Genomic DNA, 25,740 nt, shown 5'->3' on the forward strand with positions numbered 1-25,740 from the left:
CGTTAGTTGTCAGCCGTGGCGCGCTTTGGTTTTTCCATGCTGGTGCGCCGGAAAACGGACCTCGCTGGAATCGACAGCAGCGCAAGACCACATAGTGCAATCGCAATGTCGGGAAGTGCGGCAACTGTTTTGACGGTAAATTGTGCCGCCGTACCCATGCGCCGCACACGGGCTTGTGCCGCCTCGCGTTCGTTCACGTCCGCCAAAAGGGCATTGGCTTCTGCTTGCGACCTCGTACCGGCAAACGAGGAAAGGTATTGCGTTTCGATCTGGTTCTTTTCTCGGTTCTCACTAAGCCATGCCAGCGGGTCGAAACCCGAATCGGCCGGATTGCGATAAGCGCGCTGGTATGCTGCCAGAATGTCGAACACAAAGCTGCCGCCTGCATTGAAGCTGTCAGCAGTTCCCTTGAGCAAGGTTTCGGTGTTGTCGTCCGTGCCGATGCCCAATGTCTGATACCAAGACTGCCGGTTCTGCTCTTGCCGGCATTCACGTTCGGCACGCGTGCTGGCAGCTTCACTGCCAATGACGGGTTGCCCCATAGTGGTCGTCGTACCTTCCGACAGGTCTAGCGGGCGGTATTGTTCTGGAATTGCATCAAATTCGCAGGCAGCGTAAACGCCACTAGGCAATACCATTAAAGATGCGGCTAGTACGCAGGTCCAAAATGCCGCCCGTACGATCGAAGTACGATAAGCGGGCTTGGAGGTCTGCCGGTATGTCGCGGCCGTGGTAGCTGACGCGTTCGATTTCAATGAGATGCCCCCGCACAGAAAGGGCGGTAGGCGCGGTACGTCCCCGCGAATGGCCCTTCGATCTCTGGTGATCGGGGAGTTAGTAACCGCAAGACACGGCCCTACGGCCTTTAGTTCGGAGAACCTGTTGCATACGCCGCAGGCTCCCCGACCATAGGTCGAAGAGTGGTGCCAATTCAGTGGCACGCAGTCCTAGTCTTGAGGGGTTACTACGCCCCTGAGCCGCACGTACGGCTCAAGGGATGTTTCTCGTATTCAAGAATCCGTGTCAATGCTGAATGGCAGTATCAGCTTTCTGCGCTGGTAAGCTGTAGTCCAGCTTCTGTATCGCGTCGTTTAACAATTGCAGGGTATGGCCACCGAAATAAGTGCCGTAAGTCACACCCTGTTGGCTGTGTCCTACGAGGGCGCTGATAAGTGGTCCGTCAACTTCAGCGTTACCCAGCTTGGTCACAACGGTATGTCGCAGGCTGTGAAACACCAGCAGTTGCGTTTTGATGCCGAGGGATGGGAGCAGGGTCTCGTTGAACCAGCGGCCAATAGCCCGCCCACGTCCATGCTCAACGGAAGTGCTAAGATCGTCAAAGAGCTTCGGTACGCCACGCTTACGCAACGTCTGTACGTAGTCCAGGAAGCCGAGATTGATGAGATCTTTATGTATTGGAACTCTGCGCTTTGACGACAAGGTTTTCAGCCTCTTGCCATCGCCTTCATCATTGAGGTCGAAAAACCAAATGCCATCTTCTCGTTTGATGTCTGTAAGATCGATCTGAGCGATCTCGCCAAGTCTCGCGCCGGTATACAAGCCAATCAGCGGTCCCCACTTTTGATGCGGCTTGCGAGCATGCACAAGGCCGTTGTCCACAATGGCTTCCAGAATGGTTCGCACTTGCTCTGGTGTGAAGCCTGCGCGGGTCTTCGCCTGCTTCTGACGGTTCTGTTTGATGGAGACGGCTGCAAACAAGTTCTGGTTGATGTGGCCGTGTTGGTGGGCGTAGCCGAAAAAGTCATTGTAGGTCTGTAGATATTTGTTGATCGACGGCACCGACAAGCGAGGTAGGTTCGTCATCGTCAGCACTTCCGCTAGCGGCTTTCCTATAGTCGCCTGCTTTTTGTGGCGATGCTTCGGAAGAGCAAACAGCGTGTCCTTAACGGTTGTAACGTCCTGCTGGGTCAGAGTGGCGATGCTCCGATTGGTGCCGAACAGCTCGGTGAGCAGGCTAAGATACTCCTCCTTGCCGCTCACTGTGGTCGCTACCCAATTGCCACCCCGCGTTCGCTCCATGATGAACCGCTTGGCGAGTTCTTCTATCGTGATGCCTGTGCTGCTAGTCTGTTCGAAAGGGGCAGGCGACGGTCTGGGCTGTGGTTCCACAACAGATGTGGTGCGGTCAACCGGTGCGCTTAGGTCAAATTGGTCGTAGGATGCATCGTGATCGAGCGCCGCCTTCAAAAAACTACGGACGGCCTTTTTGAAGTCTCGTTCTAGCCACGTGTATTGTTCATCTGCTTTCGAGAACGGCACGCGGTATTGTGCCATAAAACCAGTTAGTAGCGTCTGGTAGCCGGTATCGAATGAAAGAGGTCTACCTTCTGCTATTTCTTGCTCAGTCGTCGCAAGCCGTAGCTCATAATCCCGCCTCGTCTTTTCACTCAGACGGCCTTGGACATCTATCTCGTTTCTAACCTTGTCGAGAAGCTCGCGGAAATGCTTTTTCAGCAGGCCGTGCAGTTCGTCGTATCGCATCCCGTACGCAATTCCATGGTCGTTCAATTGTTCGCCTATCTGGATCAAAGAGCGAGACAAGCGCAATGCCTTATGGGGGTCACGCGTCTGTAATGATAGCTTGATCGTTTCGGCTTTGCGTTGCGGATGGAGCTGCTTCGGTAGTGGCCAGCGGAAGTAGAATAGGCCGTGCCGCGACTTGAGAAGGTACGTGGGAACGAACAAGAAATGCCTCACCGGAATGTCCCACCTGTGGAAGCCCGTAGCAAGTCTTTGATTTAAAAGGAAATGGTGCCGCTTGCAGGACTCGAACCTGCGACCCCATCATTACGAATGATGTGCTCTACCACCTGAGCTAAAGCGGCCTCTCACGGCCGAAGCATGCGGCCTGCGATTTGCATGGCGCTGATACAGCCATTGTCTGAAGATTTCAAGCACCCTGTCACGGCTTTGGCAAAAAAGAGGGCAGGGGCGGGAAGGCGCGCCTCAGAGCGCCAGTCGGGCACGCGCCGCCCTGTATTCGGCCTCCAGCCGGTCGACGAGTTTTGCCACCGGCTCGACCGCCTTGATGGCGCTGATGCCCTGGCCGCTGCCCCATATGTCTTTCCAGGCCTTGGCGCCGCCGACAGCCTGCTCGAAATCCATCTTCGAGACATCGGCTAAGGGCAGGTTGTCGGGGTCCATGCCGGCAGCCACGATCGAGGGCTTGAGGTAGTTGCCGTGCACGCCGGTGAAATAATTGGAATAGACGATATCGCCAGCGGCCCCTTCGACGATCGCCTGCTTGTAGGCGTCCGTGGCGCGCGCCTCTTCAGTGGCGATGAAGGGCGAGCCGATATAGGTCATGTCGGCGCCCATCGCTTCTGCGGCAAGGATGGCGCCGCCGGTGGCGATGGCGCCGGCCAGCAGCAGCGGCCCGTCGAACCATTCGCGGATTTCCTGGATGAGCGCGAACGGTGAAAGCGTGCCGGCATGGCCGCCGGCGCCGGCCGCCACCGCAATCAGCCCGTCGGCACCCTTGCGGATCGCCGAATGGGCGTGGCGGTTGTTGATAATGTCATGCAGCACGATGCCGCCATAGGAATGCACGGCGGCATTGACCTCTGGCACGGCGCCGAGCGAGGAGATGACGATCGGCACCTTGTATTTGACGCAGAGCGAGAGGTCGCGCTCCAGCCGCTTGTTCGACATATGGACGATCTGGTTGACGGCAAAGGGGGCGGCCGGCCGCTCCGGATGGGCGGCGTCGTGGCGGGCAAGCTCCTCGGTAATCTCGGCCAGCCATTCGTCGAGCTGGCTTTCCGGCCGGGCGTTCAGTGCCGGGAATGCGCCGACGATGCCCGCCTTGCATTGCGCCAGCGTCAGCGCCGGATGCGAGATGATGAACAGCGGCGAGCCGATGACCGGCAGTCTCAATCTGTCCTTGAGGATCGGGGGCAGGGCCATGGCTCATCGCTTCCATTGACGTTTACGAAAACGTCAATCTCATAACAGAGATGAAAAGGCGATAAAAGAGCGGCTGCCATGCCTTCGTCGATTTCAGCCCGAATATATACGTCCGAGAAAGCTAATAGAATAAGGCCCGCAAGCGGTGAAACCTGCCGATTATCCCCGCCGATCAACGGCGGCCCGGCCTCGCAAGGCTTGCGGTTTGCCGCACTTGACGCTACCGAATTTTGATGGAGAACGGCGGGGATTGCAGTCCGATGCCGAATTCAAGGTGAAGGACTGAATGTGAGCGGATTAGAAACGGCCATCAGAACTGCGCTCGAGAATTCCGATCGCGACAATCCGGAGGTTCGAGCGAGGATCTATCAGTCGGCCCGCCAGGCACTGGAAGCCGGTCTGCGCAAGCAGGATATCACCGACACCGAGGTCGTCGCCCATCACCGCCATCGCCTCGAAAGCACCATCCACGCCATCGAGGGCGAGGAGCGCGACCGCCTTCACCCCCGCCAGAGGCCGCCTGAAGTACCCGTGCCGCCGGTGGTGGAAATGCCGGCGCCGCCGGTTCACCACGCCGAAGTCGATGAGTTTGACGGTCCCATGGTCTCAGGCGAGACCCGTGCGCCCGACGTGGCCCCGAGCCGCGGCGACGAGTCCAGCCTCGACGACGTGCATGCCGGGAGTACCGATCATCTGGCTGCCGCCCCTGTCGGCGAGGAACGCCTTGCCCGCGGTCAGCGCGCCACCAATATGGATTTCCGCCCGGAGCGGGCGGCAGGCCGCCGCAAGCCGCGCAAGTTTTTTTCGAGACTGCTCGTCTGGTGCGTGCTGCTGGCCTTCATCGGCATCGGCGCCTGGTGGGCGCATACATCGGGCCTGCTGATGACGGCGGCCGAGCGCGACACCAGCGTTGCCAATCCGCCGGCAAGCACCCAGCCGGAGGATTTCACCGGCAATGACGATGGTGCCGGCAATGCCGCCTCCCACACCGATCAGCCGGTGACCATCGATCCGCAGAACAGTTTCTCGGCTGATTGGATCCCGCTGTTCAAGCCTGAGGACGCTGACAAGATCACCAGCGGCCCGCGGGCGCGCACCGAAAAAATCGCCGAGAATGACGGCCCCGCCGTCCGGCTGATTTCCGAAAGCGGTACTGCCGATGGCAATATCTCGATCAGTGTTCCGCCCTCGGTGCTGCAGCAGCTTGCCGGCAAATCCTCGACGATCGCGCTGACGCTGCAATCCACCACCGACGAACCGACCCAGATCACCGTCGAGTGCAATTTCCAGACGCTCGGCAATTGCGCCCGCCATCGCTTCAACGTCACCCGCGAAAAATCGGATGCGCTGCTGCAGGTGAAGTTCGACCGCTCGCTGGCGCCGAATTCGCCGGGCACGCTGACGATCAACAGCGATCTCGACGGCAAGGCGCGCGGCATCAACCTCTTCGCCATCCGCATTCTGCCGGGGCAGTGACGGGGCTTTCGATTTCGGGAAGCCAGCCTATTTCAGGAAGCCTGGCCCCGAGCCGATAATCTCCGCATCGACCGTGCCCAGCGCCTTTTTGTCCTTGCCGTCATAATCCATCTTGTTCAGCATGTGGCGGATGAGTTCGAGGCGCGCCCGCCGCTTGTCATTGGCGCGGATCACCGTCCAAGGCGCGAAATCCGTATGGGTTTCCTTCAGCATCCGGTTGCGCTTGTCGCTGTAGTCGCCCCATTTCGTCAGGGCGGCGATGTCCATCGACGACAGTTTCCAGACTTTCAGCGGGTCGTGCCGGCGGTCGTGGAAACGCTTGAGCTGCATCTCGCGGCCGATATCGAGATAGAATTTGAAGAAGAAGATGCCCTCATGGGCGATGATCTTTTCGAGCTGCGGCGTCTGCTTGAGGAAATCCTCATATTGCTGCGGCGTGCAGAAACCCATGACCGGCTCGACGCCGGCGCGGTTATACCAGGAGCGGTCGAACAGCACGAATTCGCCAGCCGTCGGAAACTGCGCGACATAACGCTGGAAATACCATTGCCCCTGCTCGCGCTCGGTCGGCTTGGTCAGCGCCACGACGCGCGCAAGGCGTGGGTTCATATGCGCCGAAGAGGCCGAGATCGCGCCGCCCTTGCCGGCAGCGTCGCGCCCCTCAAACAGCGCCATCACCCGCTTGCCGGTCGCCTGCAGCCAGAACTGCACCTTGACGAGTTCGATCTGCAGCTTTTCCAGCTCCTCCAGATAGTCCTCTTCCTTGAGCTTCTTCTTGTACGGGAAGTCGCCGGATTCCAGCGCATGGTCGTCCACCCAGTCCGGCAGAATGGGATCGTCGACATCGAAGGTGCGTTTCTTGCCGCGGATCTCCAGCTCCACGGCCCTGTTTTCGACGTCCTCGTCCATATGGTCCTCCTCAGCCTGATTGTTCTCTTCCCGCAGGCGAACATAGTTACCGTTGAAAATCAAATCTTTCGCAGTCGGGCGGTAATTTTTCGTGGGTTTCGGCCGCGGCCTTTCGCTTCAAAGCGGCAGCCCGAAAACTTCTGTCATGAATTGCCGCTATCAGGCAGAGTTCAATATAAAGAAAAACGAATCGACGCCGCGAGGGCACTTGCCAGACGAAACTCCATGGAGAAAAAGCCTGTTGGCGCGCATAAGGCGCGAACGGCCGGTGCTGCTTGCGGCGATCCTCAGCGCGCTCGCCGCGCTTGCCGCCGGCATGAACAAGTGGGTTGTGCTTGTCCTGCTGCTTGTGATGATCCTCACCGCGCTTTTCAATGAGGCGCCCGTCATCGAGGCCGAACCCGCCCCGCCGGTGGAGATCAAGCCGGAGGCGCCGCCAAGCCGCCTGCCGGAGGTTTCCGCCACGCTCTCCGGCCTCGATTTCCCCGTCATGCTGCTGTCGGACGACGCCTCGGTGCTCTTCCAGAACCGCGCTGCCGAAAAGGCCTTCGGCGAGGTGGCGCTCGGCGCCCATATATCGGCCCGTATGCGCTCGCCCGGCGTGCTCGACATGGTGCGCGAAACCATCGCCACCAACGCGCCGAACCAGATCGAGCATTCCGAGCGGCTGCCCTCCGAGCGCGTCTATATCGTGCGCAGCGCGCCCATTGAATTCGCGGCCGATGATGGCCCGCATGAGCGCTATTTCATCCTCTCCTTCCGCGATATTTCAGAGGTCCGCCGCATCGACCGCATGCGCTCGGATTTCGTCGCCAATGCCAGCCATGAGCTGCGCACACCGCTTGCCTCGCTGCGCGGCTTCATCGAGACCATCCAGGGGCCGGCGAAGAACGATCTGAAGGCGCAGGCGCGTTTCCTCAACATCATGCTCGATCAGGCGACGCGCATGAGCAGGCTGGTCGACGACCTGCTGTCGCTCTCCCGCCTGGAGCTGAAATCGCACATCGCCCCGGATGAGAAGATCGATCTGGTGCCGCTGCTCGGCCATGTCAGAGACGCGCTGGTGCCGCTGGCAAAGGATGTCGGCGTCGACATCAACCTGCATCTGCCCGACGGCAAGGTCGAGGTGCTGGGAGATCGCGACGAGCTTGTCCAGGTCTTCGAGAACCTGATGGAAAATGCCTGCAAATACGGCCAGGAGGGCGAGATCGTCGATGTCTGGCTGAAGAACGGCACCGGCCAGCCGGTCGAGGTCAGCATCGTCGACAAGGGTCCGGGCATTCCGGCCGAACATGTGCCGCGCCTGACCGAGCGCTTCTACCGCGTCAGCATCGAGGATAGCCGATCGAAGAAGGGCACCGGCCTCGGCCTTGCCATCGTCAAACACATCCTCACCCGCCACCGCGCGCGGCTGATCGTCAAGTCGGAAGTCGGCAAGGGTACGGACTTTACCGTCCGTTTCTGACAGGCTTGTCCCCTCTCCCCGTTTTTACGGGGAGAGGGTTAGGGTGAGGGGAAAATCACACGGAACGACTCTCATGAGAGGTCCCAAGCCCAAAACCACCGCCCGAGCGCGATCATTGCGTCAGTCGGAAAATGATGCAGAAGACAGACTGTGGAATGAGCTGCGCGATCGGCGGCTCAACGGAAACAAGTTTGTCCGACAATTGCCGATTGGTCCCTATTTTGCAGATTTCGCCTGCCGTGAACTCATTGAAATCGACGGCAGCCAACATGCGGAAAATCGACGAGACGGCATTCGTGATGTCTTCATGACCGGCAATGTCTGGTCGGTTGTTCGTTTCTGGAATGTGGATGTTCTGACGGTACTACCATCGGTGCTGGATACGATTCTTGCAATCTGCGACGGGCGATTGACCGAGCGTGTCGAGGTGGCGGATTTGCGATTCTTTCCTGCGGCAGATGATTAGCGATGATGTGCCGTGTGGCTTGCCCCTCACCCTAACCCTCTCCCCGTAAAAGACGGGGCGAGGGGACGTGCCTCAGCGAGAGGCTGGCGAGGAACGGAGAGGGCGCGGCATATCCGCTTCGCCCAGCGAGCGGGAAGAAGGTGGCGGCAGCCGGGTGAGGGGAAATCACGCGAAACGACTTTGATGAAAGGCGCAAGCGGAAAGTGGCCGCAACCGATCGCTTATCTGCAGCCATTTTTACAACGCGAGGTGGATTGACCGCCGAGCTTTGCCGGTCGCCCGACACGATCGATCGGCAGGCTTAAAATATAACATTATAAATCAAAAGCTTAACCTGTCACAAATGTTTCACGGCTTTGACATAAAAGGACGGTGCTTACAGCGCTAAGAGAGTCTCGCCGATGAAAAAAGGCAATGCGAGGGCCTCTCTAAGGCCGCACTCACACAAGCCCAAATGCCGGGAGATTTACATGAACACCTTCAAGCTCACTGTTGCCGCGCTCGCTGCAACCGCCGCTTTCGCTGGCGCTGCCGTCGCCCGCGACCAGATTCAGGTTGCTGGTTCGTCCACCGTCCTGCCTTACGCAAAGATCGTTGCCGAGTCCTTCGGCGAAACCTTCACCAACTTCAAGACGCCGGTCGTTGAATCCGGCGGTACGGGCGCTGGTCTGAAGGAATTCTGCAAGGGCGTTGGCGAAGACACCATCGACATTGCGAACGCCTCGCGTCCGATCAACAAGAACGAAGCCGAAGCCTGCAAGGCTGCCGGCGTAACCGACATCCAGGAAGTCAAGATCGGCTACGACGGCATCGTCTTCGCAACCGACGCTTCCAACCCTGACGTCGCCTACGTTCCTGCCGACATCTACAAGGCCCTCGCAGCCCAGGTCGTCGTCGACGGCAAGCTCGTCGCCAACCCCTACAAGAAGTGGTCGGAAGTCAACCCGAAGCTTCCGGCTGTTGATATCGCTGCCTACATCCCGGGCGAAAAGCACGGCACCCGCGAAGTCTTCGAACAGAACGTTCTCGCCGCCGGCTGCAAGGCCTCTGGCGCAACCGACGTCATCGCCAAGGAAATCGCCGACAAGGCTGCCCAGGGCAAGGCCTGCGTCGCAGTCCGCAAGGACGGCGTTGCCGTTGACATCGACGGCGACTATCCGGAAACCCTCGCACGCATCGCCGCCAACAAGACCGGCGTCGGCGTATTCGGCCTTTCCTTCTACGAAAACAACGCCGACAAGCTCAAGGTTGCGAGCATGAGCGGTATCGTTCCGTCCACCGAAACGATCGCTAACGGCACCTACCCGGTTTCCCGCCCGCTGTTCTTCTACGTCAAGAAGGCACATCTCGGCGCCGTTCCGGGCCTGAAGGAATACGTCAACTTCTTCGTATCCGACCAGATGATCGGCCCCGACAGCCCGCTCGTCGAATACGGCCTCGTTGCCGCTCCGGATGCCGAACGCGACGCGATCCGCAAGGACGTCGAAGCCGGCAAGTCCATGTAATCACTCTGCCGGCGCGGTGCCTTTCAGCCCGCGCCGGCATTGCCTTATGTCCCTGCGCGCCGGCGGTTCTGGAGTTGCAGGGTTGGAATTCCTTCTCCATGAGTGGAAGCTGAAGGCAGGCTGATGAAGCTGCCGGGCTTTTTGGGGGCTATGGGCCTGGGGACGTAACGAATGAGCACATCCATCATACTTTTGTGCATTGTGGTGATCGGAGCCGCCGCCTATCTGGTCGCGCGCAACCGTGCCACGGCGCTTGCCGGAGGCCGATCCTCCGCATTGCATTCACGGCCGGCCTATTACGGCGCCTATGCGGCGATCTGGGCGGTTCTTCCCGCTCTCATCGTCCTTTGCCTCTGGCTCTCCATCAGCCCCGGCATCATCCAGTCCTCGGTTCGCAGCGCTGTCCCTGACGACATCAAGGCCCAAGCCTCGGTCGAGCAGGATCTTGGTTATTCGATGGTGGCGACGGTCGCCCGCGGCCTGACGATGCTGAGCGCGGATGAAGCTGCGGCGGTCTCCAGCGATCCGGCCGCCCTGCAGGCCAAGCTCCTCGAAAAGGGTGTGCCGCTTGCCGGCCAGCCGCTGCCTTACATGCTCGACGCCGCCAAAAAGCTCAACGCCATGAGCATGACGAGCCGCATCGCCATGACGGCTGTTGTCTTCGCTCTCGCCATTGCCGGCGCCTTCTATGCGCTGCACTCCATCGCTCCGCGCTTCCGCGCCCGCAACAGGGTCGAGCGCGTCATGCTCTGGGGCCTGCTGCTCGCCTCCTCGATCGCCATTCTGACGACGATCGGCATCGTGCTCTCCATGCTGTCGGAAGCCGCCCGCTTCTTTGCGGCCGTTCCGGCCATGGACTTCTTCTTCGGCACCGTCTGGGATCCGCGATTTGCCGGCGCCGGCAGCTCGTCCTTCGGCCAGTTCGGCCTGATCCCGCTGCTGCTCGGCACGATCTATATCGGCCTGGTCGCCATGCTGGTCGCCGTGCCGGTTGGCCTCTTTGCCGCCATCTACATGGCCGAATACGCCTCGATGAGGGTGCGCTCGATCGCCAAGCCGCTCCTCGAAGTGCTCGCCGGCATTCCGACGATCGTCTACGGCTTCTTCGCGCTCGTCACCGTCGGTCCGTTCCTGCGCGATTTCTCCGCCCAGATCAGCGGCCTTCTGTCCGGCAATTACGGCAATTTCATCCAGGCGCAGAGCGTTCTGACGGCCGGCATCGTCATGGGCATCATGCTGATCCCCTACGTGTCCTCGCTGTCGGACGACATCATCACCGCCGTGCCGCGCGCCCTGCGTGACGGTTCGCTCGGTCTTGGGGCCACACGCTCCGAAACCATCAAGAAAGTGGTTTTGCCGGCCGCTCTTCCCGGCATCGTCGGCGCATTGCTGATGACGGCCTCGCGCGCCATCGGCGAAACCATGATCGTCGTGCTGGCCGCCGGTGTCGCCGCCCGCATCCAGATCAACCCCTTCGAGCCGATGACGACGGTGACCGTCAAGATCGTCAACCAGCTGACTGGCGACCTTGAGTTCACCTCGCCGCAGACGCTGGTTGCCTTTGCCCTTGGCATCACGCTGTTCTGCATCACGCTTTGCCTCAATATCTATGCGCTCTACATCGTGCGCAAATACCGGGAGCAGTACGAATGACGGATATTGTTTCTCCCACATCAGGCGTCACCGTTTCCAAGGCGCCAGTGCGCCGCGATATCGGCATCAAGCGCCGCTACGCCGCCGAGCGCCGGTTCCAGGCCTATGGCATCGCCGCCATCACCTTCGGTCTCGTCTTCCTCTTCATCCTGCTGTGGACGGTGATCGGCAAAGGCTACACCGCCTTCCAGCAGACGGCGATTACCCTGCCGATCGAATTCTCCGAGAAGACGATCGACCCGAACAATAAGCGGGCGACCGACCCTTCGGTGCTGATCGCCGCCAACTATCCGGTTCTCCTGCGCGACGCGATCGTCAAGCAGCTGAACGTCAATGCCTCGAGCCGTCCCGATGTGCGCGATGCATCCGCCATGCTCTCCAAGGGTGCGCCGGTCCAGCTGCGCGACATGGTCGTCGCCGATCCGTCGCTCATTGGCAAGACGGTCAATGTCACGGTGCTCGCCGACGCCAATGTCGACAGCGCCAACAAGGGTCAGATCGACCTGTCGGTCGATGAGAAGAACCGCAAGGTCAACGACAAGCAGGTTGCCTGGATGAACGAGCTGAAGGCGAGCGGCGCTCTCCACAAGCAGTTCAACACCGGCCTCTTCGTCAACGGCAATTCCAGCCGTCCGGAGGCCGCGGGCCTTGGCGTCGCCCTGATCGGCTCGCTCTATCTGATGCTGATCGTGCTCGTGCTCGCTCTGCCGATCGGCGTCGCCGCCTCGATCTATCTCGAGGAGTTCGCGCCGAAGAACAAGCTGACGGACCTGATCGAGGTCAATATCAACAACCTCGCCGCGGTCCCTTCGATCGTCTACGGCCTGCTCGGTCTTTCCGTCTTCATCAACTTCATCGGCCTGCCGCGCTCGGCTTCGCTGGTCGGTGGCCTGGTGCTGACGCTGATGACCCTGCCGACCATCATCATCGCCACGCGTGCGGCACTGCGCGCCGTGCCGCCGTCGATCCGCGCCGCAGCGCTCGGCCTCGGGGCGTCGAAGATGCAGATGGTGTTCCACCACGTTCTGCCGCTCGCCATGCCCGGCATCCTCACCGGCACGATCATCGGCCTGGCGCATGCGCTCGGCGAAACCGCGCCGCTGCTCTTGATCGGCATGGTCGCCTTCGTCGCCAACGCGCCGACGACACCGCTCGATCCCTCGACGGCTCTGCCCGTACAGGTCTATATGTGGGCCAACGAGGCCGAACGTGCCTTCGTTGAGCGTACTTCGGGTGCCATCATCGTCCTGCTCCTGTTTCTGATCGTCATGAACATGGGCGCCATCCTCTTGCGTCGTCGCTTCGAGCGCCGCTGGTAAACGGAGTTAAACATCATGAATATGTTGACGGAAGCTGCAGTTGAAAAGGCGCTGGATCACAAGATGAGCAACGTCCCGTATAAGATGATCGGAAAGGATGTCTCGGTTTACTACGGCGAGAAGCGCGCGCTTTTCGATGTGAACCTGAACGTCCGCGAAAACACCGTAACCGCCCTGATCGGCCCGTCCGGCTGCGGCAAGTCGACCTTCCTGCGGAGCCTCAACCGCATGAACGACACGATCGACGGCTGCCGCGTCACCGGCAAGATTACCCTCGACACCGACGATATCTATGATCCCGATATCGACGTCGTCGAACTTCGCGCCCGCGTCGGCATGGTCTTTCAGAAGCCGAACCCGTTCCCGAAGACGATCTATGAAAACGTCTCCTACGGCCCGCGCATCCATGGCCTTGCCAAGTCGAAGGCCGATCTCGACCAGATCGTCGAGACCAGCCTGCACCGCGCCGGTCTCTGGAACGAAGTCAAGGACCGCCTGCACGAGTCCGGCACCGGCCTGTCGGGCGGTCAGCAGCAGCGCCTCTGCATTGCCCGTGCCGTCGCCGTCAGCCCTGAAGTCATCCTGATGGACGAGCCCTGCTCGGCGCTCGACCCGATCGCCACCGCCAAGGTCGAGGAGCTGATCCACGAGCTGCGCGAGAACTACACGATCGTCATCGTCACCCACTCCATGCAGCAGGCCGCGCGCGTCTCGCAGCGCACCGCCATGTTCCACCTCGGCAATCTCGTCGAGGAGAACGACACCGACAAGATGTTCACCAATCCCGACGATCCGCGCACCCAGGACTACATCATGGGTCGCTTCGGCTGATTTTGGCGTCACCAAGCCTTTCCGTTATTCGAGGATAAAGCCCCATGGCATCGACACATATTTATTCTGCCTATGATGATGATCTGAAGTTCCTGTCCAGGCGGATTTCCGAAATGGGCGGCCTGGCCGAGCAGATGGTCGCCGAAGCCGTGCGGGCGCTGGTCAACGGCGATACCGCGCTGGCGCAGAAGGTCATCTCCGACGATGTGATCCTCGATCACGCCGAACGCGAAATCGGCGACAAGGCGATCGTCACCATCGCCCGCCGCCAGCCGATGGCCGCGGACCTGCGCGAAATCATGGGTTCGATCCGCATCGCCGCCGATCTCGAACGTGTCGGCGACCTCGGCAAGAACACTGCCAAGCGCGTCATCGCCGTCCAAAGCACCGGCGTTCCCCGCAAGCTCGCCCGCGGCCTCGAGCACCTGTCCGAGCTGGCGCTCGTCCAGCTCAAGGAAGTGCTCGACGTCTACACCAATCGTTCCGCCGACAAGGCGAATGCGATCCGCGAACGCGATAACGAGATCGACGCGATGTACACCTCGCTGTTTCGCGAGCTCCTGACCTACATGATGGAAGATCCGCGCAACATCACCAGCTGCACGCATCTTCTCTTCTGCGCCAAGAACATCGAGCGCATCGGCGACCACGCTACCAACATCGCCGAGACGATCTTTTACATGACGACAGGCGCGCAGCCGGAAGGCGACCGTCCGAAGGACGACAGCGCCAATACCGTCGGCGCGGTCACCGAATAACCGCCCACACCGCCGCTTGCGTGCGCGCCCATCCGGGCGCGCAAGAGGTCGCAGCCAATTCTGATTTTGCGCAGGATGCATTGCTTAAATCACCCCCGGTTTAAGGATCATGCGCGAGGAGACCGACACGCATGATCCCGAGAGTTGCAGTTGTTGAAGACGAGGAAGCCCTCAGCGTGCTTCTTCGCTACAATCTCGAAGCGGAAGGCTTCGAGGTCGATACCATCCTTCGTGGCGACGAAGCCGAAATGCGGCTTCAGGAGCGCACGCCCGATCTGCTCATCCTCGATTGGATGCTGCCCGGCGTCTCCGGCATCGAGCTCTGCCGGCGCCTGCGCATGCGGCCGGAAACCGAGCGCCTGCCGATCATCATGCTGACGGCGCGCGGCGAGGAGAGCGAGCGCGTCCGCGGATTGTCGACGGGCGCCGACGATTATGTCGTCAAGCCCTTCTCGACCCCCGAGCTCGTTGCCCGCGTCAAGGCGATGCTGCGTCGCGCCCGTCCCGAGGTGCTGTCGACGGTGCTGAAATGCGGGGACATCGAGCTCGACCGCGAGACCCATCGCGTCCATCGCAAGACCCGCGAAGTCCGCCTCGGCCCCACCGAATTCCGCCTGCTGGAATTCCTGATGTCGTCGCCGGGCCGGGTCTTCTCCCGCTCGCAGCTTCTCGACGGCGTCTGGGGCCACGATATCTATGTCGACGAGCGCACCGTCGACGTCCATGTCGGCCGCCTGCGCAAGGCGCTGAATTTCTCCAACATGCAGGACGTCATCCGCACCGTCCGCGGCGCCGGTTATTCGATGGAAGCCTGAGGGCTGGTGGTGACAGTGTGCCGCGTTTTTGCGCCCGGTTCGGGGCGGCTCATTGGGTTGCTGCCTGCGGAGTTGAGGGTTCCATATTCCGGCACGCATCGCTGTATTTGCCCCGTACGTTCCCCCACACTCCGTCATCCTCGGCCTTGAGCCGAGGATCCATGCGGCGAGCGTTGCGAGAAAGGCGATGGCATCCGCGCAGCCCGACCTCACCACAGCGTAAGATAGAGATCGTTCCATTCGGGATTCATGGCCTCGACAAGATCGATCTTCCATTGCCGGTACCAGCGCTTCAACGATTTCTCGCGCTGGATCGCGCTACCGATATCCCAATGTTCGTCGTACCAGACGAGGCGGGTGCAGCCGTATTTCCATGCAAATCCCGGCGTCAGCCCCTCGCGGTGCTCATAGATGCGACGCTCCAGATCGGATGTCACGCCGATATAGAGCGTGCCGTTTTTCTGGTTGGTCACGATGTAAACATATCCCGCCATGCAGGCAGAGTGCTTGTGCCTGGATCCTCGGGTCGAGCCCGAGGATGACGGAGCGCGGGGGAAACTAGAGCAAAAAAACTCTGAGCACTTCCATCCGCGCATAAAAAAACGGGCCACTCGGCCCGTTTTCTGCATTCTAACGATGGTCAGCCCGCGTTCAGCTGGCCCGCGCTGCCGCCCGGCGGCGTTCATTCACCGGCTGGTAGGCGAGCTTCTGGTGATAGCTGCAATAAGGCGAATTGTCGGGGGACTCGCAGCCGCAGAAATGGAAGTCGTCCTTCAGCGGATCGCCGACCGGCCACTTGCAGGTGCGCTCGGTCAGTTCCGTCAGGCCGAGGCGGCGCGAAATCGGCACCACCACGTTGCCTCTCGGCGCGTATTCCATTTCCTCGATCGTTTCGATCTCGATCTCTTCCTTCAGCATCGTCGCGCCCTGCTGGCGGGTAACGGTGCGGGTGGTGATGCGAGAGGCGAAGTTCGGCGCGCGCGGCGCCGATGTATTGCGCTTCGGCGTTCGCGCCGCGGTGTTTGTGCCGCCGGCCTTGGCACGGCCGGGAAGGCACAGCCGGTGCACTTTGCCGATGACCGCGTTTCTGCTGACTCCGCCAAGTTGTGCCGCGATCTGGCTGGCGCTCAGTCCTTCGGCCCAAAGTTTCTTGAGTTTCTCGACCCGCTCGTCTGTCCAGTTCATGCCCTGTCTCCACCTTTTGCGTTGGTGATGGCAGAATCCCTCACCGTTGTCCCGGGAGCTCCGAAACAAGAAACGCTTGATCAATTTTGGTGACTAGTTCCGCCGCATGCAGTCTAGTAATTGATCTTTAACCTAGTGTGAGCCTGACTCCGTGACAAGAGTCGCATGAATCCGGATGAATCGAATTCGTAGTTTTCCCCAACTTGCTGCCCCTGCGTGGCATTTCTGCAATAATGCCTGTTGAAGACTGAAAATGCCGCTGTACACCTGTGCTGCATACGCTAAGGGCGCCGTTTTGTTGACATTGCAGCGCGAAAAGGAAATAGTGCCACTCGCCGCCGCAAGGCGGCATTTTTGATTTTTCGGGCCTGGTTTCCTTAGCCGGAGTCATTGCCCGGCAACTTTGATGGAGATCGCGCCATGGCTGAAGCCGCGCCGCTTTATGACACCTATTCTCGTGCCCCGCTGCGGTTCGAGCGAGGCGAGGGCGTATGGCTGATCACCGAAACTGGCGAGCGATATCTCGATTTCGGCGCCGGCGTTGCCGTCACATCCGTCGGCCACAGCAATCCGCATGTGGTCGGCGCGCTGAAGGAGCAGGCCGACAAGGTCTGGCACCTGTCGAACATCTACGAGATCCCCGGACAGGAACGTCTGGCAAAACGGCTGACGGACGCGACCTTCGCCGACAAGGTGTTCTTCACCAATTCGGGTGCCGAGGCGCTCGAATGCGCGATCAAGACGGCGCGCCGCTATCAGTTTTCCAATGGCCATCCCGAGCGCTTCCATATCATCACCTTCGAAGGCGCCTTCCACGGACGGACGCTGGCGACCATCGCCGCCGGCGGCCAGGAGAAATATCTCGAAGGCTTCGGCCCCAAGGCGCCGGGTTTCGATCAGGTGGCTTTCGGCGACATCGAAGCGGTCCGCGCCGCGATCACCGATGCCACGGCTGGAATTCTCATCGAGCCGGTGCAAGGCGAGGGCGGCGTCCGTCCTGCCACCACCGAGTTCATGAAGGCGCTCCGCCAGCTCTGCGACGACAACGGCCTGCTGTTGATCCTCGACGAGGTCCAGACCGGCGTCGGCCGCACCGGCAAGCTCTTCGCCCATGAATGGGCGGGCGTCACACCCGACATCATGGCTGTTGCCAAAGGCATCGGCGGCGGTTTCCCGCTCGGCGCCTGCCTTGCCACATCAGAGGCCGCCTCCGGCATGAAGGCCGGCACACATGGCTCGACCTATGGCGGCAATCCGCTTGCCATGGCCGTCGGCAGCGCCGTGCTCGACATCATCCTCGCCGATGGCTTCCTCCAGCATGTGCGCGACGTCGCACTGGTCTTCCGCCAGGGCCTCGCCTCGCTGAAGGATCGCTACCCCGATGTGATCGAGGATATCAGAGGCGAGGGGCTGTTGCTCGGCGTCAAGGCTGCCGTTCCCTCAGCTGAGCTGCTGCAGGCGATCCGCGCCGCCCATCTGCTCGGCGTGCCCGCCGGCGACAATGTCATCCGCCTTCTTCCGCCCCTCGTGGTCACCGCCGAGGAAGCCCGCGAGGGCCTTGCCCGCATCGAGCACGCCGCCGAGAGCATTCGCGCCTCCAAGGTCAAGAAGACGGCTTGAAGAGATTGCCGCCTTCGGGCGCAGCACAGGTAAGAAGACGATATGGCTCCTAAACATTTCCTCGATCTTTCGGCGGTCACATCAGCCGATCTCAGAACCATCATGAACGATGCGCTCGCCCGCAAGCAGGCCTTCAAGGCCGGCACGGGTGACAAGCCGCTCGCCGGCAAGATGCTGGCGATGATCTTCGAGAAGCCCTCGACGCGCACCCGCGTCTCCTTCGACGTCGGCATGCGCCAGCTCGGCGGTGAAACGCTGTTCCTCTCCGGCACCGAGATGCAGCTCGGCCGCGCCGAGACGATCGGCGACACCGCCAAGGTGCTGTCGCGTTATGTCGATGCGATCATGATCCGCACCACCGAACATTCGCGGCTGGTCGAGCTGGCCCAGCATGCGACCGTGCCTGTCATCAATGCGCTGACGGATGACACCCATCCCTGCCAGATCATGGCCGATATCATGACCTTCGAAGAGCACCGCGGCCCGATCAAGGGCAAGACCATCGCCTGGACCGGCGACGGCAACAATGTGCTGCATTCGCTGGTCGAGGGTGCCGCGCGTTTCGGCTACCGCATGAACATGGCCGTACCCCTTGGCTCCGAGCCCAAGGATCACTATCTGAACTGGGCCCGCAATGAGGGCGCCGAAATCATGCTCTGCCATGATGCCGACCGTGCGGTCGCCGGCGTCGATTGCGTGGTGACCGATACCTGGGTCTCCATGAATCAGGAACATCGGGCCCGGGGTCACAATGTCTTCCAGCCTTATCAGGTCAACGCGGCCTTGATGGCCAAAGCCGGCAATGATGCATTGTTCATGCATTGCCTGCCCGCCCATCGCGGTGAGGAAGTGACGGACGAAGTGATCGACGGTCCGCAATCCGTGGTCTTCGATGAGGCGGAAAACCGTCTTCATGCGCAGAAGTCGATTCTTGCTTGGTGCCTGGGCGCGATCTGAACCATAATCGGACGTCGCGAGTCACAGACTCGCGACCGCGTGAGCGAAGGGCACGCTGGCCCATCGCTCTGAAACTAGGAGTGAAAAGCCATGGCAGAAGCTGCAGCCGCCCTCGGCCAGTTTGATTTCGCCGGCGATGACCATGTCGTCCCCTTCCAGGTGGAAGGACTGGATGTGCGCGGCCGCGCCGTTCAGCTCGGCCCGATGCTCGATGCGATCCTCGAGCGCCATCATTATCCCGCACCCGTTGCCCGGCTGCTTGCCGAAGTCGTCGTGCTGACGGTGCTGCTCGGCACCTCGCTGAAGTTCGACGGCAAGTTCACGGTGCAGACCAAGGGCGACGGCCCGGTCGATCTTCTCGTCGCCGATTTCTCGACGCCGGAAAATGTCCGCGCCTATGCCCGTTTCGATCAGGCGCTGCTCAACAAGGCGATCGAGTCAGGCGAGACCGAGCCGGAGCAATTGCTCGGCAAGGGCGTGCTCGCCTTCACCATCGACCAGGGCAAGTTCAGCCAGCCTTACCAGGGCATCGTTCCGCTCGACGGCACCACGCTGGAAGAAATTGCCGGCGTCTATTTCCGCCAGTCGGAGCAGATCCCGACGCGCGTCCGCCTTGCCGCGGCCGAACTCTTCGACCGTGACGATGCGGGCAAGCCACGCCATCGCTGGCGGGCCGGCGGCCTCGTCGCCCAGTTCCTGCCAGAAGCGCCGGAGCGCATGCGCCAGCCGGATCTCCACGGCGGCGACGGCGACACCGGCAACCGCCCGCACGGCGAGGACGATGCCTGGGCCGAAGCGCGATCGCTGGTCGAGACCATCGACGCCGATGAACTCACCGATCCGCTTGTCGGCACCGAACGGCTGCTGTTCCGCCTGTTCCACGAGCGCGGCGTGCGCGTCTACGAACCGCGCGCCGTCTTCGACCGCTGCAGCTGCTCGCGCGACAAGATCAAAGGTGTGCTGAAAGGCTTTTCGGCCGAAGAGATCGAAGCCAGCCAGGAAAATGGCGAAATCGCCGTCACCTGCGAATTCTGCTCGACCACCTACCGCTTCGAGCCGGCCGAGCTTCAGCGGGTCGAATAGTTGACACCACCGCTGTCCGGTTGGCGCTAATGGCTGCCCCTCACCCTAACCTTGCCGGGGTCGAGCCACTGGTCTCGACCCGTCCTGCGGACCCCCGTAAAAACGGGGCGACGGGCCGTGCCCTACGAAAGGTTGGTGGGGAACGGAGAGGTCGCGACCCGTGGCTCGACCCCGGTTGGTGCCGGCAGGCGGATGAGGGGCAGGCCTCGGCAATCCCCCAGGAGCCGGGCGTCGAAGACGTCTCAGGAACGTGGCGCTGACGGAATATGACGTCTCAATTGATGCGCCTCAGTTAAGCACGCGCAGCAGCCCCGGGGAATCCAGCGAGAAGGCGGGGATGTCGACATCGAACATCTCGCCTTCGTCCGTTTCCATCTGGTAATGGCCGAACATCAGCCCGGAGGGCGTGTCGAGCGGGCAGCCGGAGGAATATTCGTAGGTGTCGCCGGGGCTGAGCCGCGGCTGCTCGCCGACGACGCCGGGACCGGTGACCTCGTCCACCTGTCCGTTCTGGTCGGTGATGTTCCAGTAACGGTTGACCAGTCGAACGGCTATGCCGGAATTGTTGCTGATGACAATCCGGTAACCCCAGACATAGCGATCGTCTTCCGGGTCGGATTGCTCCTCCAGATAGAACGGTTCGACGACAACTTCGATGTCTCTTGTGAGGGCGCGATACATGCCTTGCACCTTAGTCAAGATATGTTACCCGTATCTTATAAGAGGCCCTGTCCGTCAAGAAACGGAACAATTATCATCGCTGAAATGGCCGTGATCCGAAGGGTTTTCGGTCGTTAAGCCTAATTGTCAGTGTTAATTCCGTTTCGGAACGCCGCGGCGGGCAAACTTGTTCCGCGGTTCCGCGGGCTGATCCGGCCGAACCCTGAGCATGTCGCGCAAAAGTGTGCAGCGGTTTTGCGATAACGACATGCGTAGAAACAAAAACTAAAGCGCGAGGAGCGAATTGCGACGCGCTTTAGTGAGATCTGGGCACGGCCGAACTCCAGATGAGGTCCGGCCGCTTATCCCTAGATCAGGCGGAGACCTTGGCAAGCGCCTTCGCGAAATCCTCGATCAGGTCGTCGGTATCCTCGATGCCGGCCGAAAGGCGGACCGTACCAGGCGAGATGCCGAGTTCGGCGCGCGCCTCATCCGTCAGGTTCTTGTGCGTGGTCGTCGCCGGATGGGTGATCAGGCTCTTGCTGTCGCCGAGATTGTTGGAGATCTTGACGATATCGAGCGCATTCTGCAGCGCGAAGGCCGCATCCTTGCCGCCCTTCAGCTCGAAGGCGACCAGCGTCGAGCCGCCGGTCATCTGCTTGGCGATGATATCGGCCTGCGGATGGTCCTTGCGGCCGGGATAGATCACCTTGGCGACCTTGCCTTGATCGGCCAGGAAATCGGCGATCTTTGCCGCATTCTCGGTCTGCTGACGCACGCGCAGCGGCAGCGTCTCGATGCCCTTCAGCAACGTCCAGGCGTTGAACGGCGACATCGCCGGGCCGGTATGGCGGAAATAGTCGTGCAGGTTCTCGTCGATCCATTCCTTGTCGGAAAGGACGACGCCGCCGAGGCAGCGGCCTTGGCCGTCAATATGCTTGGTGGCGGAATAGACGACGATATGGGCGCCGAGCTCCAGGGGCTTCTGGAAGAGCGGTGTCGCAAAGACGTTGTCGACGACGACCTTGGCGCCGATCTGGTTGGCGAGCTTGGAAACGCCTGCGATATCGATCACTTCGAGCGTCGGGTTGGTCGGGCTTTCCAGGAAGAACACCTTGGTCTTCGGCGTGATCGCCTTTTCCCAGTTCGCCAGATCCCGGCCGTCGATCAGCGTGCAGTCGATGCCGTATTTCGGCGCCAGCGTCTCGACGACCCAGCGGCAGGAGCCGAACAGGGCACGCGCGGCGACGATATGATCGCCTGATTTCAGCTGGCAGAGGATCGCCGCGGTGACGGCGGCCATGCCGGAAGCGGTGGCGCGGGCGTCTTCGGCGCCTTCGAGCATGCACATGCGCTTTTCGAACATGTCGTTGGTCGGGCTGCCGTAGCGGGCATAGATGAAGCCCTCGGTCTCGCCCTTGAAGCGGGCTTCGGCCGCCTCCGACGTCTCATAGACGAACCCTTGCGTGAGATAGATTGCCTCGGACGTCTCGCCATATTGCGAACGCAGCGTGCCACCGTGGACGAGTTGGGTTGCCGGGCGCCAGGTCTTGCTCATGCCATCACCTTCACATAACAAAAAAACCGGTCGCAAAAGCAGACCGGTTTCAACCCGGTCTTTTTAGCCACTTGTTTAACGTGGCTGCAAGCCGACCGGCCAAATCACCACGGGATAATTCTGCAATACTGCTGTTAGCTGCTTGCGTCAATTCCCCGAGTTTGGTTTTGTCGGCGGCAAATGATGGATGAGGCATGATGGCTCGCGAAACGGGAATTCTGGCGGATCGCGCGATCTCCGCGCTGTTCGAAACGGAGCGTCTGATCTCCGAACGGGAGCTGGACCACGACCAGATCCAGCCGGCAAGCCTCGACCTGCGCTTGGGCGGCAAGGCTTTTCGCGTGCGCGCCAGCTTCATGCCCGGCCCCTCGCATCTGGTGTCCGACAAGCTCGACCGGCTGAGCCTGCATGTGATCGACCTGTCCGTAGGCGCGGTGCTCGAGACCGGCTGCGTCTACATCGTGCCGCTGATGGAGAGCTTAGCGCTGCCGGCCGACATGTCGGCCTCGGCCAATCCGAAGAGCTCGACCGGGCGCCTTGATATCTTCACCCGCGTCATCACCGATTACGCCCAGGAATTCGACAAGATCCCGGCAGGCTATTCCGGCCCGCTCTATCTCGAAATCAGCCCGCGCACCTTCCCGATCGTTGTGCGCCGCGGCTCGCGCCTGTCGCAGATCCGTTTCCGCGTCGGCCAGGCGCTGCTCGGCGAGCCGGAACTGTTGAAGCTGCACGAGAGCGAGACGCTGGTTGCCAGCAAGCTGCCGAACGTTTCGGGCGGCGGCATCGCCCTGTCGATCGACCTCGCCGGAGACAAGGACGGCCTGATCGGTTATCGCGGCAAACATCACACTGCCGTCGTCGACGTCGACAAGAAGGCCGAGCACGACCTCTTCGATTTCTGGGAACCGCTCCACAGCCGCGGCCGCAACGAGCTGATCCTCGATCCCGATGAGTTCTATATCCTCGTCTCGCGCGAGGCGGTGCACGTGCCGCCGGATTATGCCGCCGAGATGACCCCCTTCGATCCACTGGTCGGCGAATTCCGCGTCCATTATGCCGGCTTCTTCGATCCGGGCTTCGGCCATGCCCCTGCCGGCGGGCGCGGCAGCCGCGCCGTGCTTGAAGTGCGCAGCCACGAGGTGCCCTTCATCCTCGAAGACGGCCAGATCGTCGGCCGCCTCGTCTACGAACATATGCAGGAAAAGCCGGCAAGCCTCTACGGCTCCGGTCTCGGCTCCAACTACCAGGCTCAGGGCCTCAAACTCTCGAAGCACTTCCGCATCTGAGGCTTCCCGGCGACCGCGACTTGACAGCCGCCCCCATCTGTTGGAAATCTCGCTTCATCGCGGGTGTAGCTCAATGGTAGAGCAGCAGCTTCCCAAGCTGAATACGAGGGTTCGATTCCCTTCACCCGCTCCAATCACCCTCAGGCCAGTTGTCTAGTGACGTCCACAGACGTCCAATAAACCCATGTAAATCAGTGGCATAAAGATGCTCCAAGCCTCGCGCGCGCGTAGCGAAGTGCAACGAGGTGCAGTGACAGCCAGTAATTTTTTCGGTACAAAACTGCGGTACAAGGCTGCTAGCTTAGAGGCCAATACCGTAAATGGCGCTGACCGACGTTCAAATTAAAAATGCCAAAAAAACCGAAAAGCCCTACAAACTGCCAGATGGAAAGGGCCTCTATCTCTATGTTTCGACGGCCGGTGGTAAGTCATGGAGGATCGATTACGCCTATTTCGGTAAGCGGAAGACGCTGACGCTAGGTGCTTATCCTGCTCTCGGACTTGCTGACGCACGCAGCCGGCGAGATGAAGCCAAGAAAAAGCTGTCGGAGGGTTTAGACCCGTCACTGGCAAAAAAGCGGGAACAATTGGCTGCTAAAGCGGCGGCCGGCAACACGTTCGGGCTGATCGCCGATGAATTCATCGCTAAGCTGCGTCGTGACAAGCGAGCTGAGCCAACGATCGATAAGAACACGTGGATGTTAAAGGTTCTCGCTAAGAAGCTTTCGCCCTATCCTATAACCCAAATTTCAGCAAAAGACGTTTTGGACGTCCTCAACGTGATCGAAAAAAGTGGGCGCATAGAGAGTGCGCTCGCCACGCGTTCGGCAATAGGGCGCGTCTTCCGGTTTGGCATCGCAACCGCAAGAGCGGAAAACGACCCAACCTCGGCATTGCGAGGCGCCCTTCAGCGGCATGTGCCGGTTAGCCACCCTGCGCTCACGACACGTAAGGAGCTTGGCGGCCTTATGAGGGCAATCTACGGTTACGATGGTTGGCCGTCGCTTGTCGCAGCGTTGAAAATTCAGGCTCTCTGCTTCGCTCGGCCCGGTGAAACCCGATCAATGGAATGGTCAGAGCTTGATCTCGAAAACGCCATGTGGACAATCCCCGCCGCAAAGACAAAGATGCGCCGTGAGCACCATGTTCCCCTCTCTCGTCAAGCCATCGAGGTCATCAACCATATGAAAGACCTGTTCGGAGACAAGCCACAGGTTTTTCCATCAATGATGTCTGGAAAAACGTTGCTTTCGGAAAACTCAATGAACTCAGCTCTGCGCCGTATGGGGGTAGGGGAGGATGAGCACACAGCGCATGGCTTTCGTTCATCTGCCAGCAGCATTTTAAACGAGTCCGCCGCGTTCAGTCCGGATGCGATCGAGGCGCAGCTGGCTCACCTTGATACGCGAGAGGATGCGGCGCATCTATAACCGAGCGACATATTGGGATGAGCGCGTGAAGATGATGCAATGGTGGGCTGACATGCTCGATGAAGAGCGCACACGAACGCCCATTGCTGGGGCGAGCGGCGGTCCGACGCCTTGACGCATATCAATCGGGCATCGGCTTACTGCGGGATTCGAAGCTATTGCGGCTTCTGAAAGGGGCTACCACCCGCATTGTTTCCGCAGCGGCTTGATTTGCTCATCCATACCAGTCAAGTCGAACTCCACCGTAGAAGTGGACTCGTTGTAGCCAGTAATCTCCGCCGTCAGCGTCTTGTGCCCGAGCAGTTGTTTCACAAACGGTATAGCGGAACCGCCCGACCACAGCCCAAGCGCCTCATTATCAGTCGAGATGACGAAGGACTTGCTTTTCGCCGTCTCGGCATCAAGCCGGTACCGAATGCGCCCGTAGTTCTCAATATCGGCCATAAACGTGCCGCCAAGTGTGAAGTACAGGCTGGTCACTTTCTCTTCGCACCGAATGTTCAACAGCGCACCGTACCTGTCGGCGGTCACGGAAATATTGAAAATATCTGAATCGTCCATTTTGGACGTCTCATTTTCGACTGTCCATTTGGACATAGTGGAAGACGCCGCCGCGGGCTCCGGCTTGAAGATCTTGTCGTAACAAACCAGCCGATCACTATCGCTAGGCATCGCTGCGCATTCTTGGCCAGTGATGGCGTGCGCTGAAGTAGCGATGAGACCCAAAGAAGCAATAGTCAGTGATAGGAAAGGGGCTTTCATTAAGGATGTCCATCATCTCTGCGTCAGTAGTCTATTTTCACGCTAACGGGCCGTTGGCAACGCCTCTACCTA

At 60.4% G+C, this 25,740-nt stretch carries 23 protein-coding genes, 2 tRNA genes and 1 riboswitch; of the genes, 15 read left to right on the forward strand and 10 right to left on the reverse strand.

What is annotated here, in order from left to right; genetic code table 11:
* Window positions 1-2: 2 nt before the first annotated feature.
* The 4 genes from CUJ84_RS37805 to CUJ84_RS00865 form a co-directional block, all read right to left on the reverse strand.
* Entirely contained in the window at window positions 3-755 is a 753-nt protein-coding gene (locus tag CUJ84_RS37805) for a hypothetical protein (protein WP_158686886.1), read from the reverse strand.
* A 268-nt stretch (window positions 756-1,023) separates the two neighbouring features.
* Entirely contained in the window at window positions 1,024-2,706 is a 1,683-nt protein-coding gene (locus CUJ84_RS00855) for a site-specific integrase (RefSeq protein ID WP_105004838.1), read from the reverse strand.
* A 64-nt stretch (window positions 2,707-2,770) separates the two neighbouring features.
* Window positions 2,771-2,846 (reverse strand) — tRNA-Thr (locus CUJ84_RS00860).
* A 121-nt stretch (window positions 2,847-2,967) separates the two neighbouring features.
* Window positions 2,968-3,927: an NAD(P)H-dependent flavin oxidoreductase gene (locus tag CUJ84_RS00865; RefSeq protein ID WP_105004839.1), complete on the reverse strand. Its 960-nt coding sequence runs from the start codon at window positions 3,925-3,927 to the stop codon at window positions 2,968-2,970.
* 288 nt (window positions 3,928-4,215) lie between these two features.
* Between CUJ84_RS00865 and CUJ84_RS00870 the strand changes: the two genes are divergently transcribed.
* Window positions 4,216-5,403, forward strand: a complete 1,188-nt coding sequence (locus CUJ84_RS00870; RefSeq protein ID WP_105004840.1) for a regulator — start codon at window positions 4,216-4,218, stop codon at window positions 5,401-5,403.
* 27 nt (window positions 5,404-5,430) lie between these two features.
* On the opposite strand, the gene ppk2 is transcribed toward CUJ84_RS00870, so the two are convergent.
* On the reverse strand, window positions 5,431-6,312 hold the full coding sequence (ppk2, locus tag CUJ84_RS00875) for a polyphosphate kinase 2 (RefSeq protein WP_105008056.1): 882 nt from the start codon (window positions 6,310-6,312) through the stop codon (window positions 5,431-5,433).
* Window positions 6,313-6,553: 241 nt separating this feature from the next.
* Here ppk2 and phoR point away from each other — a divergent pair, with 241 nt between their 5' ends.
* From phoR to phoB, 8 genes are all read left to right on the forward strand, one after another.
* On the forward strand, window positions 6,554-7,777 hold the full coding sequence (gene phoR / locus CUJ84_RS00880; RefSeq protein WP_105004841.1) for a phosphate regulon sensor histidine kinase PhoR: 1,224 nt from the start codon (window positions 6,554-6,556) through the stop codon (window positions 7,775-7,777).
* Window positions 7,778-7,850: 73 nt separating this feature from the next.
* Window positions 7,851-8,243: an endonuclease domain-containing protein gene (locus CUJ84_RS00885; protein WP_105004842.1), complete on the forward strand. Its 393-nt coding sequence runs from the start codon at window positions 7,851-7,853 to the stop codon at window positions 8,241-8,243.
* Window positions 8,244-8,713: 470 nt separating this feature from the next.
* Window positions 8,714-9,748 (forward strand): substrate-binding domain-containing protein, encoded by a 1,035-nt coding sequence (locus CUJ84_RS00890; protein WP_003556194.1) that lies wholly within the window; start codon window positions 8,714-8,716, stop codon window positions 9,746-9,748.
* Window positions 9,749-9,919: 171 nt separating this feature from the next.
* Complete coding sequence (gene pstC, locus CUJ84_RS00895) at window positions 9,920-11,401, forward strand: phosphate ABC transporter permease subunit PstC (protein WP_105004843.1); 1,482 nt, start codon at window positions 9,920-9,922, stop codon at window positions 11,399-11,401.
* On the forward strand, window positions 11,398-12,720 hold the full coding sequence (gene pstA, locus CUJ84_RS00900; protein ID WP_105004844.1) for a phosphate ABC transporter permease PstA: 1,323 nt from the start codon (window positions 11,398-11,400) through the stop codon (window positions 12,718-12,720). Before pstC ends, pstA begins: the two co-directional genes overlap by 4 nt.
* A gap of 15 nt (window positions 12,721-12,735) precedes the next feature.
* A complete protein-coding gene (gene pstB / locus CUJ84_RS00905; RefSeq protein ID WP_105004845.1) occupies window positions 12,736-13,551 on the forward strand; it encodes a phosphate ABC transporter ATP-binding protein PstB in 816 nt (271 codons plus the stop codon).
* Window positions 13,552-13,595: 44 nt separating this feature from the next.
* Entirely contained in the window at window positions 13,596-14,309 is a 714-nt protein-coding gene (gene phoU / locus CUJ84_RS00910; RefSeq protein WP_024321049.1) for a phosphate signaling complex protein PhoU, read from the forward strand.
* A 131-nt stretch (window positions 14,310-14,440) separates the two neighbouring features.
* Window positions 14,441-15,124 (forward strand): phosphate regulon transcriptional regulator PhoB, encoded by a 684-nt coding sequence (phoB, locus tag CUJ84_RS00915; protein WP_003545181.1) that lies wholly within the window; start codon window positions 14,441-14,443, stop codon window positions 15,122-15,124.
* A gap of 209 nt (window positions 15,125-15,333) precedes the next feature.
* Here the strand turns inward: phoB and CUJ84_RS00920 are convergent, their stop codons facing one another.
* Entirely contained in the window at window positions 15,334-15,618 is a 285-nt protein-coding gene (locus CUJ84_RS00920) for a GIY-YIG nuclease family protein (protein WP_105004820.1), read from the reverse strand.
* 157 nt (window positions 15,619-15,775) lie between these two features.
* Window positions 15,776-16,309, reverse strand: coding sequence for a GcrA family cell cycle regulator (locus tag CUJ84_RS00925; protein ID WP_105004846.1), 534 nt, complete (start codon window positions 16,307-16,309; stop codon window positions 15,776-15,778).
* A 420-nt stretch (window positions 16,310-16,729) separates the two neighbouring features.
* Here CUJ84_RS00925 and CUJ84_RS00930 point away from each other — a divergent pair, with 420 nt between their 5' ends.
* The 3 genes from CUJ84_RS00930 to CUJ84_RS00940 all read left to right on the forward strand — a co-directional run bounded on the left by CUJ84_RS00930 (window position 16,730) and on the right by CUJ84_RS00940 (window position 19,969).
* Entirely contained in the window at window positions 16,730-17,929 is a 1,200-nt protein-coding gene (locus tag CUJ84_RS00930; RefSeq protein WP_105004847.1) for an aspartate aminotransferase family protein, read from the forward strand.
* A gap of 42 nt (window positions 17,930-17,971) precedes the next feature.
* Window positions 17,972-18,886 (forward strand): ornithine carbamoyltransferase, encoded by a 915-nt coding sequence (argF, locus tag CUJ84_RS00935; RefSeq protein ID WP_105004848.1) that lies wholly within the window; start codon window positions 17,972-17,974, stop codon window positions 18,884-18,886.
* Window positions 18,887-18,976: 90 nt separating this feature from the next.
* Window positions 18,977-19,969, forward strand: coding sequence for an Hsp33 family molecular chaperone (locus CUJ84_RS00940; RefSeq protein ID WP_105004849.1), 993 nt, complete (start codon window positions 18,977-18,979; stop codon window positions 19,967-19,969).
* Window positions 19,970-20,257: 288 nt separating this feature from the next.
* Here CUJ84_RS00940 and apaG read toward each other — a convergent pair whose 3' ends face one another.
* Together apaG and CUJ84_RS00950 are read right to left on the reverse strand one after the other, a co-directional pair.
* Window positions 20,258-20,650 (reverse strand): Co2+/Mg2+ efflux protein ApaG, encoded by a 393-nt coding sequence (apaG, locus tag CUJ84_RS00945; protein WP_026170930.1) that lies wholly within the window; start codon window positions 20,648-20,650, stop codon window positions 20,258-20,260.
* A 352-nt stretch (window positions 20,651-21,002) separates the two neighbouring features.
* Window positions 21,003-22,187: an O-succinylhomoserine sulfhydrylase gene (locus CUJ84_RS00950; protein WP_105004850.1), complete on the reverse strand. Its 1,185-nt coding sequence runs from the start codon at window positions 22,185-22,187 to the stop codon at window positions 21,003-21,005.
* A 42-nt stretch (window positions 22,188-22,229) separates the two neighbouring features.
* Window positions 22,230-22,308: riboswitch (SAM riboswitch) on the reverse strand.
* A 73-nt stretch (window positions 22,309-22,381) separates the two neighbouring features.
* Here CUJ84_RS00950 and CUJ84_RS00955 point away from each other — a divergent pair.
* The 3 genes from CUJ84_RS00955 (at window position 22,382) to CUJ84_RS00965 (ending at window position 24,906) form a co-directional block, all read left to right on the forward strand.
* Complete coding sequence (locus CUJ84_RS00955) at window positions 22,382-23,476, forward strand: 2'-deoxycytidine 5'-triphosphate deaminase (protein WP_163862024.1); 1,095 nt, start codon at window positions 22,382-22,384, stop codon at window positions 23,474-23,476.
* A 59-nt stretch (window positions 23,477-23,535) separates the two neighbouring features.
* Window positions 23,536-23,609, forward strand: a tRNA-Gly gene (locus tag CUJ84_RS00960).
* A 187-nt stretch (window positions 23,610-23,796) separates the two neighbouring features.
* Window positions 23,797-24,906: a tyrosine-type recombinase/integrase gene (locus tag CUJ84_RS00965; protein ID WP_245457508.1), complete on the forward strand. Its 1,110-nt coding sequence runs from the start codon at window positions 23,797-23,799 to the stop codon at window positions 24,904-24,906.
* Between the two features lie 177 nt (window positions 24,907-25,083).
* On the opposite strand, the gene CUJ84_RS00970 is transcribed toward CUJ84_RS00965, so the two are convergent.
* Window positions 25,084-25,668, reverse strand: a complete 585-nt coding sequence (locus CUJ84_RS00970; protein ID WP_105004851.1) for a type VI secretion system-associated protein TagO — start codon at window positions 25,666-25,668, stop codon at window positions 25,084-25,086.
* Window positions 25,669-25,740 lie beyond the last annotated feature (72 nt).

It is taken from the genome of Rhizobium leguminosarum, assembly GCF_002953715.1.
Lineage (GTDB): Bacteria > Pseudomonadota > Alphaproteobacteria > Rhizobiales > Rhizobiaceae > Rhizobium > Rhizobium leguminosarum_V.

Bases quoted from the DNA above. Each gene is read 5' to 3' on its own strand.
- ppk2 (WP_105008056.1), bottom strand. From the start codon at position 6,312: ATGGACGAGGACGTCGAAAACAGGGCCGTGGAGCTGGAGATCCGCGGC.
- CUJ84_RS00950 (WP_105004850.1), bottom strand. From the start codon at position 22,187: ATGAGCAAGACCTGGCGCCCGGCAACCCAACTCGTCCACGGTGGCACG.
- CUJ84_RS00920 (WP_105004820.1), bottom strand. From the start codon at position 15,618: ATGGCGGGATATGTTTACATCGTGACCAACCAGAAAAACGGCACGCTC.
- CUJ84_RS00970 (WP_105004851.1), bottom strand. From the start codon at position 25,668: ATGAAAGCCCCTTTCCTATCACTGACTATTGCTTCTTTGGGTCTCATC.
- pstA (WP_105004844.1), top strand. From the start codon at position 11,398: ATGACGGATATTGTTTCTCCCACATCAGGCGTCACCGTTTCCAAGGCG.
- phoB (WP_003545181.1), top strand. From the start codon at position 14,441: ATGATCCCGAGAGTTGCAGTTGTTGAAGACGAGGAAGCCCTCAGCGTG.
- CUJ84_RS00965 (WP_245457508.1), top strand. From the start codon at position 23,797: ATGGCGCTGACCGACGTTCAAATTAAAAATGCCAAAAAAACCGAAAAG.
- CUJ84_RS00890 (WP_003556194.1), top strand. From the start codon at position 8,714: ATGAACACCTTCAAGCTCACTGTTGCCGCGCTCGCTGCAACCGCCGCT.
- CUJ84_RS00930 (WP_105004847.1), top strand. From the start codon at position 16,730: ATGGCTGAAGCCGCGCCGCTTTATGACACCTATTCTCGTGCCCCGCTG.
- pstB (WP_105004845.1), top strand. From the start codon at position 12,736: ATGAATATGTTGACGGAAGCTGCAGTTGAAAAGGCGCTGGATCACAAG.
- CUJ84_RS00925 (WP_105004846.1), bottom strand. From the start codon at position 16,309: ATGAACTGGACAGACGAGCGGGTCGAGAAACTCAAGAAACTTTGGGCC.
- CUJ84_RS00865 (WP_105004839.1), bottom strand. From the start codon at position 3,927: ATGGCCCTGCCCCCGATCCTCAAGGACAGATTGAGACTGCCGGTCATC.
- CUJ84_RS00885 (WP_105004842.1), top strand. From the start codon at position 7,851: ATGAGAGGTCCCAAGCCCAAAACCACCGCCCGAGCGCGATCATTGCGT.
- phoU (WP_024321049.1), top strand. From the start codon at position 13,596: ATGGCATCGACACATATTTATTCTGCCTATGATGATGATCTGAAGTTC.
- CUJ84_RS00940 (WP_105004849.1), top strand. From the start codon at position 18,977: ATGGCAGAAGCTGCAGCCGCCCTCGGCCAGTTTGATTTCGCCGGCGAT.
- pstC (WP_105004843.1), top strand. From the start codon at position 9,920: ATGAGCACATCCATCATACTTTTGTGCATTGTGGTGATCGGAGCCGCC.
- argF (WP_105004848.1), top strand. From the start codon at position 17,972: ATGGCTCCTAAACATTTCCTCGATCTTTCGGCGGTCACATCAGCCGAT.
- apaG (WP_026170930.1), bottom strand. From the start codon at position 20,650: ATGTATCGCGCCCTCACAAGAGACATCGAAGTTGTCGTCGAACCGTTC.
- CUJ84_RS00955 (WP_163862024.1), top strand. From the start codon at position 22,382: ATGATGGCTCGCGAAACGGGAATTCTGGCGGATCGCGCGATCTCCGCG.